This is a genomic window from Microcoleus sp. PH2017_08_TRC_O_A, assembly GCF_020738665.1.
Taxonomy (GTDB): domain Bacteria; phylum Cyanobacteriota; class Cyanobacteriia; order Cyanobacteriales; family Microcoleaceae; genus Microcoleus.
Map to the genome: position 1 here is coordinate 1 of NZ_JAEQCE010000150.1, position 7,100 is coordinate 7,100.

At 43.5% G+C, this 7,100-nt stretch carries 6 protein-coding genes; 2 read left to right on the forward strand and 4 right to left on the reverse strand.

Features of this window, described 5'->3' with window-relative positions; all coding sequences use genetic code 11:
* Positions 1–163: 163 nt before the first annotated feature.
* Both JGK22_RS31885 and JGK22_RS31890 read right to left on the reverse strand, forming a co-directional pair.
* Entirely contained in the window at positions 164–1,855 is a 1,692-nt protein-coding gene (locus tag JGK22_RS31885) for an adenylate/guanylate cyclase domain-containing protein (RefSeq protein WP_293193366.1), read from the reverse strand.
* A gap of 325 nt (positions 1,856–2,180) precedes the next feature.
* Entirely contained in the window at positions 2,181–3,569 is a 1,389-nt protein-coding gene (locus tag JGK22_RS31890) for an aminopeptidase P family protein (RefSeq protein ID WP_293186713.1), read from the reverse strand.
* Positions 3,570–3,965: 396 nt separating this feature from the next.
* Here JGK22_RS31890 and JGK22_RS31895 point away from each other — a divergent pair, with 396 nt between their 5' ends.
* Both JGK22_RS31895 and JGK22_RS31900 read left to right on the forward strand, forming a co-directional pair.
* Positions 3,966–4,409: a DUF4332 domain-containing protein gene (locus JGK22_RS31895; RefSeq protein ID WP_293186714.1), complete on the forward strand. Its 444-nt coding sequence runs from the start codon at positions 3,966–3,968 to the stop codon at positions 4,407–4,409.
* A 114-nt stretch (positions 4,410–4,523) separates the two neighbouring features.
* Positions 4,524–4,874, forward strand: coding sequence for a Spx/MgsR family RNA polymerase-binding regulatory protein (locus tag JGK22_RS31900; protein WP_293208906.1), 351 nt, complete (start codon positions 4,524–4,526; stop codon positions 4,872–4,874).
* Between the two features lie 11 nt (positions 4,875–4,885).
* Here the strand turns inward: JGK22_RS31900 and JGK22_RS31905 are convergent, their stop codons facing one another.
* Positions 4,886–5,332 carry a GNAT family N-acetyltransferase gene (locus tag JGK22_RS31905; protein ID WP_293208909.1) on the reverse strand — a complete coding sequence of 149 codons (447 nt, stop codon included), beginning with the start codon at positions 5,330–5,332 and terminating at the stop codon, positions 4,886–4,888.
* Entirely contained in the window at positions 5,313–6,932 is a 1,620-nt protein-coding gene (locus JGK22_RS31910; RefSeq protein WP_293208912.1) for a cyclic peptide export ABC transporter, read from the reverse strand. The genes JGK22_RS31905 and JGK22_RS31910 overlap by 20 nt, the downstream gene beginning before the upstream one ends.
* Positions 6,933–7,100: the final 168 nt, after the last annotated feature.

The window sequence follows — 7,100 nt, forward strand, 5'->3', positions numbered from 1 at the left end:
GCATCTTGCCCGTCCCAAATTGTTTATTTTGTGGGATGGGCATCTTGCCCGTCCCAAATTGTTTATTTTGTGGGATGGGCATCTTGCCCGTCCCAAATTTTATTAAAAACACTTTGGCAATCTCATCTATTCTTCCTAGGCACGCTACTGCACTTAATTTGATTTAATCTCCGGCTATTTCCATCTCGCCTTCTGTCTTTCTACCAGTCATAAAATAAGTCCGCATTTCCCCTTTACCCTTAATCTCAATCAAGCCCCGCTCTTCAAATTCATATTTATCCCGCAGCAACTCGTAAGTATAGATACTAACTTGAATGCTGCCGGGGATGCCGTGAGATTCCATGCGGCTGGCTGTATTCACCGCATTTCCCCACAAATCGTAAATGAATTTTTTAGTACCGATTACCCCCGCTACCACCGGGCCGCTATTAATTCCGATGCGGATGTCAAAATTCGAGTCTAGCTTCACATTTAATTCCTGAATTGCCGCTAGCATATCCAGTGCCATTTCGGCGATCGCCTCTGCGTGATCTGGGCGCTCAATGGGAATGCCACCTACTACCATATAAGCGTCCCCGATCGTCTTAATTTTTTCCAACCCGTGCTTGTCAGTCAGTTGGTCAAAAGTTGAAAAAATTTCATTCAGCAAGTATACCAATTTTGTGGCGGACATCGTAGTAGAAATTTGAGTAAAATTAACCAAGTCAGCGAAAAGAATTGTAGCTTTTTCAAACTTGTCCGCAATTACCCCCGGTTCGTGCTTCAACCTATCTGCAATAGCTTCTGGTAAAATATTTAGCAGCAAACTATCAGTTTTTTTCTGTTCTTTTCTGAGAGCAGATTCCATCTGCTTGCGCTTAGTGATATCGTGAAAGAATACAGAAATGCCATCGTGAGAAGGAAAAGCCCGCACTTCCAACCAGACTTTTAAGGGATGATAATATTTGTCAAAAGTTACTCCGACTTGTTTAGATACAGCTTCATGAGACTCTTTATAGAATACCGAATTTACTAAATCTGGATACTCTTCCCAAAAATTTTTACCAAAAAGTTCTTCCGGCTCGCGCTGCAAAAATTGCGCTGCTTTATAATTGACGTAAGTAAATCGCCATTGGGGATCGAGAGCAAAAAAAGCATCACTCATTCCTTCTAAAAAATTGACAATTTGCTCGTCACTAGAACGGAGTTTTGCTTCTACTTGTTTTTGCCTGAGTTGCGCCCGCTTTAATTTAGCATAATTAATTCGCAACTCCATTTGGCTAATAACTTGCCTTCCTAAAGTCCGCAGGGCTTCTAGTTGTTCTGAGGTGAGATGGCGAGGAACTGTATCTATGGCGCACAAAGTGCCAATGGGGAAACCCTCAGGAGTTACTAACGGTGCCCCAGCATAAAACCGAATATTTGGATCGGAAGTTACTAGCGGATTGCCGGCAAAGCGATCGTCTTCCATAGCATTAGGTATAACTAGCAATTCGTTGGGATTTAAAATAGCGTGAGAGCAAAATGCTATCTCTCTGGGAGTTTCTGTTGCTCCAAGACCGACTTTTGATTTAAACCACTGTCTGTTAGTATCTACTAAGCTGACTAAAGCAATAGGAGTGCCGCAAATATAGGATGCTAAAGCTGTTAAGTCATCAAAAGCTCCTTCGGCATCTGTATCGAGAATATTGTAGTGGTTAAGTGCTTTTAGCCTGTCTGCTTCATTGCTAGGCAAAGGTGCAGATTGCATTGGTGGCGGTGCGACTACACTTTTTGTCCGAAAAATGCGCGCCAGTCTCCGTGCTGCAAATTTTTGGACTTGCACCGCTAGTTTTTCAACGAACACAAACAGACCGATTTGCCAAGCTTTATTCATATTTATTTATGTTGGTCACACATGATGGAAGTGCGGGCGATCGCACTGAAAGCATCTCAGGTTTGCATTTGTAGTGCATTTCAAGAGTTCTCGTGCTATGTATAGCACGCAAGCCAGCACAGCACTTTCAACAGTTGACAGTTGACAGTTGACAGTTGACAGTTTGAGAGCGACCTCTACCCTTAAGTCAGAGGATTGGAGTAATGAATAGTCTAATTTTCATTTCTCCCTCAAAGGGAAAGGCTTTCAACCAATTCTTTCTGGTAAAAAAAATGCTTTTTGCAAAAATTGAGATGCTGGCGATCGCACTTTTGGCGATCGATACCTATGCACTTATCCCAACTAAGTCCTCAATCTCCAGAGCTTTTGTTGGCAGTTCCCCCGTCAATACTTCTCTACCCCCTGCGCTCACAAGTATATCATCCTCAATGCGTATCCCCCGGACATCCGCAAATTTACCCAACTCGTCCCAGTTTACGAAATTTTCATATTTGGCGCGAGTTTCTGGGTTATTTAAGATAGCCGGAACTTGGTAAAAACCCGGTTCAATCGATACCAGCATTCCCGATCGCAAAACACGATTAAGTCGCAAAAATCCCAGCCCAAACCGACTGCTTCTCACCCTCCCCGCTTCATAGCCTGCCAAATCTCCCAAATCTTCCATATCGTGAACATCCAAACCAATTAAATGTCCGATTCCGTGCACAAAAAACAGCGCGTGAGCATCCATTTCTACCAAATCGTCAACATTACCCCGCAAAATACCCAAATCGACCAATCCTTCCGCCATAATTCTAGCAGCCAAAAGGTGAATGTCTTGATATTCCACGCCGGGACTAATCTTATCAATACAAGCATCATGGGCTGCCAAAACTACATCATAAATCGCTCTTTGAGTCGGAGAAAACTTGCCCGAAACCGGCCAAGTGCGAGTCACATCAGCCGCCCATCCCATTGACGATTCTGCACCGACATCTGCTAACAGCAAATCTCCTGCTTGTACCGGATTGTGATAGTGTTCGCTGTGCAAAACTTCCCCCTGCACGGTGACAATACTTGGGTAGGCGTAAGTCATATTTTCCGAGATGATCACACTTTCCATAGCCGCCCGCACACCCGCTTCAATCTTAGCTGTTGGAGTTGCCCTCATGCCCGCTTTGTGAGCTGCTACGGTGACAGCCGCAGCTTGACGCAATTCAACCAAACTGGCTGCATCGTGGCTCAGGCGCAGCGAGACGATCGCCTGAGTTAACTCTAGATCGATGCCGGTTGGCGATTTGGAGGGTGCTAAAGAGCGATCTAGAATATCCGACTGTTGCAACCGGATCGAGCTATCCTGAAGGGCGATCGTAGCTGCATTTGTCCCTCGCGCTTTCAACTCACTCATGGGGAAAGCAGCATCAGCGCCAATTCGTTCAGCAATTTCCGCTCTTTTCGGCATTTCCCCGTGCCAAAGCGTGCTACCAGGATCGGCATCATCTAAGAACAGTTCTAACTTGCCCGATTCTAAACGAATCGCTGCATTTTCTAACGGCAAACCAGCAAAATATAGAAAGTGACTGCTGGCGCGAAAAGGATAAACAAGTGCCGGATAATTGCGAGGAATGCTGCGGCCAGACCATAGAATTACAGGAAAATCAATTAAACTGGCCAGTTTTTGCCGCCGTTCGTGTAAAATATTTCTTAACAATTCATCACCTTTTGTAATTTGCATGGGTCAAAATTCATAATTTTGAGTTCGGTTTGTAGTAAGGACTTCAGTCCTTTGATTCTAAGCATCACAGCACAAAAGTCCAGGCTTCAAATTTAGCAGCCATTTTGGGGAAAAGCCTCATCTTTATTTTCTTTTTTGCTGCACTCTTTAGTGCTATGTTTGCGATCGTCTTTGTCATCATCCTGGGCCTAATTTTGTTCACCACGAACCTTCGCCGACTGCCAGGATAAAAAAGCTGAAAGTGTTACTGCACAAGCAATACAGCAAGAATTCAACACCCGGGATCTGCCAAATTAGTCGATCGGATTGTTGTTGATTTTGTGACATGAGTAATAGCCTCTATTGACGATCGTATATTTTAGACTTTAAAGTATAAGTAAATTCACTGAAAAAAATATGAAAACTTCTCACACAACTTCTAAAACTTCGGTGCAAGTACGCGATTGGCCGATCGAACACTTGCCGGGATTGAGCAACGCAAACCAGTCTCAACTAGAAGAGTGCGGCATCACAACAATCGGACAACTAATTCGGATGACGAAAACACCGGCGGCGAAAGTGCTGCTAGCACAGCAATTACAGATTAACGTTCAAAATCTTAATAAATGGGTAGCAATGGCAGAGCTGGCTCGAATTCCGAGTGTAGGCTGTCAGTATTGCGGGCTGTTGCTGCACGCAGGCGTTGCTTCAGCCGCTCAATTGGCTCAAATGCCTGTGGAGAGACTGCACCAACAAATCCTCAGACTCCACGTAGCGACAATGCAGCGCAATGATTTGACTCCTTCAGTCGATCGCGTGCAAAAATGGGTTTTACAAGCTAGATTAGTTAGCAGTCATTAGTTATTGGTTATTAGTTATTAGTTATTGGTTATTGGTTATTTGTTGCTTCCAATGCCCAATGCTTTTCGACCCAATTCCCAATTCCCAATTCCCAATTCCCAATTCCCAAATATTATGTCTGTTCAAGTTTACGGAATTCCCAACTGCGGAACCTGCAAAAAAGCTTTCCAGTGGCTCAAAGATAACGCTGTCACTTACGAATTTATTAACACAAAAGAACAGCCACCCACTCGCGAAACCATTCACAAATGGGTAGATTCTTTAGGTTTTAAACCAATGCGAAATACATCCGGTCAATCTTACCGCGCGTTGGGCGACGAGAAGCAAGACTGGACGAATGCAGAATGGGTGGAAGCCTTTGCTAAAGATGCAATGCTGCTGAAACGTCCTCTTTTTGTCAAAGATGGAACGGCTGTGTTAGTAGGTTTCAAAGCCGAAATAATTCGAGAAAAATTAGGGATTTGAACAAACTAAATTTAGCGCATTTTTCGCATAAACTTCATTTCACCGATATCATCAGTGAAACCCCAGCGTTTGTAAAATGGTATCATTTTCGGCAAACAGTTAAGAGACAAATTCTCCACGGCTTGCAGTTGGGGATGATTTAAGACTGCATCCATCAACACCTTACCCAGTCCCATCTTTCTGTATGTTGGGTGGACAATCACATCAAAAATTGTGCCTCTGTAGACAAAATCAGTCATGACGCGGGTAAAGCCAATTAATCGTAGCTTGCGGGGCGGGACGCCATCGCCCTCATCGACCAAACCAATGATAACATCCGTGGCGGCAAGCATTTTCACCACATCCTCGCGAGTGCGCTTGTCGCACCAAAACTCGTTTTTGTACAAATCCATCAAGTCGGAAACCTGACTTTCAGTCAGAGTTTCGACGATTCGATACTTATCCATGTTGTCGGTCATACTGAATTTTACCGTAATCTAGTTGAATTGCGCGATCGGCTAGATCGAAATAGCGATCGTCATGACTAATCACAAACACAGTTTTCCCGCGGCGCTTCAACTCCGGTAACAACTGCTTGTAAAAAATATCCCGAAAAAACGGATCTTGATCCGAAGCCCACTCATCAAACAAATAAATCGGCCTATCTTCCAAATAAGCCGTCAACAAAGCCAACCGTTTTCGCTGCCCCTGAGACAAAGCCGTAGTAGATAAAATACCATCTTTCACCTCAACCTTCTTATCCAAATGAAATTCTCGCAGATATTCAGCCGCCTGATTGTCCAAATCGTGATTAGTCATCCCCAAAAGCCTTTCAAATAAATAGAAATCCGAAAAAATAGCAGAAAAATGCTGCCTGTACCACTCTCTGTTGTCATTAGTAATCGGCTGTCCATCTAGGAGAATCTCTCCCGATTCAGGAATGTACAAACCAGTAAGTAACTTAGCAAAAGTAGACTTACCGCTGCCATTACCACCCACAATAAACACCAATTCACCCGGATGAAACTTTAAACTAATTTCGCCCAAAACAAAATTACTGTCTTCCTTATCTCCCGGATAGCTGTGAGTAGTCCCCTTCAACTCCAGGATTTTCCAATCAGCATTTTTCACTGGTTGAAGCGCAGCATTTATCTCAGCTTGACTCGCCAAAGCCAATCCCATTCTCTCAATTTTTTCTACAGCAGTATTGGCTCGAAAAATCTCTGGCAGCCTTTCCAAAATATTCTGAAACGGAGACATCAAATACGTACTTGTCAAAATGTAAGCCGACAAAACAGGAGTAGAAACTGGCACAAATTTGGGCAAAGCAAACAATAGCAAACCCATCAACATAAAAAACAGCAATTGCCCGACTCCAATCGCCAGCGCTCCAGTATTCAGGGCCTGCAAATTGTAATCGCGGGAATCAGCAGCGCTTACCTGTAATTCTTCAGTAAAAAACTCTTGGCGACGCAAAGAGTGCAGCTTTAGTTCCTTAATTCCGTCAGTAATGCTGCGAAAATGCTTAAACAATACATCTTTTTCTTCTCTGGCTAAATCGAAGAATTTCCGCATTTTATTGAGCAGCAGTTGTATAGCGCCAATTGTCACCGCCAAAAAAGCAAAGACAACGGCAAAAACTGCCCCAGAAAGCGTACTTAAATAAATCAAACATCCAACCACAATGGCGATATCAATGCACAGAAAAGGAATCACAAATATAGTATTGGAAAGCGTTCCCACATCGTCAGTCAGAGTAGCCAGCAAGCGACTAGCGCCCAATTCTTCCAACTGTCGCAAAGGAGAAGACAAAATCCCTCGGCTTAAACTCAGCCGCAGATTGTAAACAGCTTCTTGAGAAAGGTAGATTAACAAAAATTGGGATATAACTCCGGTGATGAGGGCTAAAACTGCCAATCCAGCAAAATACCAGACTAAATTTTGATTGGAATTATCGCTGATGGCGCGGTTGATGAGAGCAATTAATTGGGCGCTGCAACCACCGCTAATTAAGCCTGTGAGTATGGCGATGGAAACATTCAACCAAGAAGCTTTTAATAGTAGCCAGATTACATTCATGCGATTTTATTCCAAATTTAAGCTTTGAACTCTGGCGCTCTAGATGAATTTAATTATGTCATTGCGAGTCCTGCGAAGCAATCTCAAGATTCTGCGATTGCTTCGCTAAGAGCTCGCAATGACATTGCATCTATTCACCAACAAACCAAATTATTGTTTTACTGTTAC

Excerpts from the sequence above, each read along its gene's own strand:
- JGK22_RS31885 (WP_293193366.1), bottom strand. The coding sequence starts at position 1,855 with ATGAATAAAGCTTGGCAAATCGGTCTGTTTGTGTTCGTTGAAAAACTA.
- JGK22_RS31890 (WP_293186713.1), bottom strand. The coding sequence starts at position 3,569 with ATGCAAATTACAAAAGGTGATGAATTGTTAAGAAATATTTTACACGAA.
- JGK22_RS31895 (WP_293186714.1), top strand. The coding sequence starts at position 3,966 with ATGAAAACTTCTCACACAACTTCTAAAACTTCGGTGCAAGTACGCGAT.
- JGK22_RS31900 (WP_293208906.1), top strand. The coding sequence starts at position 4,524 with ATGTCTGTTCAAGTTTACGGAATTCCCAACTGCGGAACCTGCAAAAAA.
- JGK22_RS31905 (WP_293208909.1), bottom strand. The coding sequence starts at position 5,332 with ATGACCGACAACATGGATAAGTATCGAATCGTCGAAACTCTGACTGAA.
- JGK22_RS31910 (WP_293208912.1), bottom strand. The coding sequence starts at position 6,932 with ATGAATGTAATCTGGCTACTATTAAAAGCTTCTTGGTTGAATGTTTCC.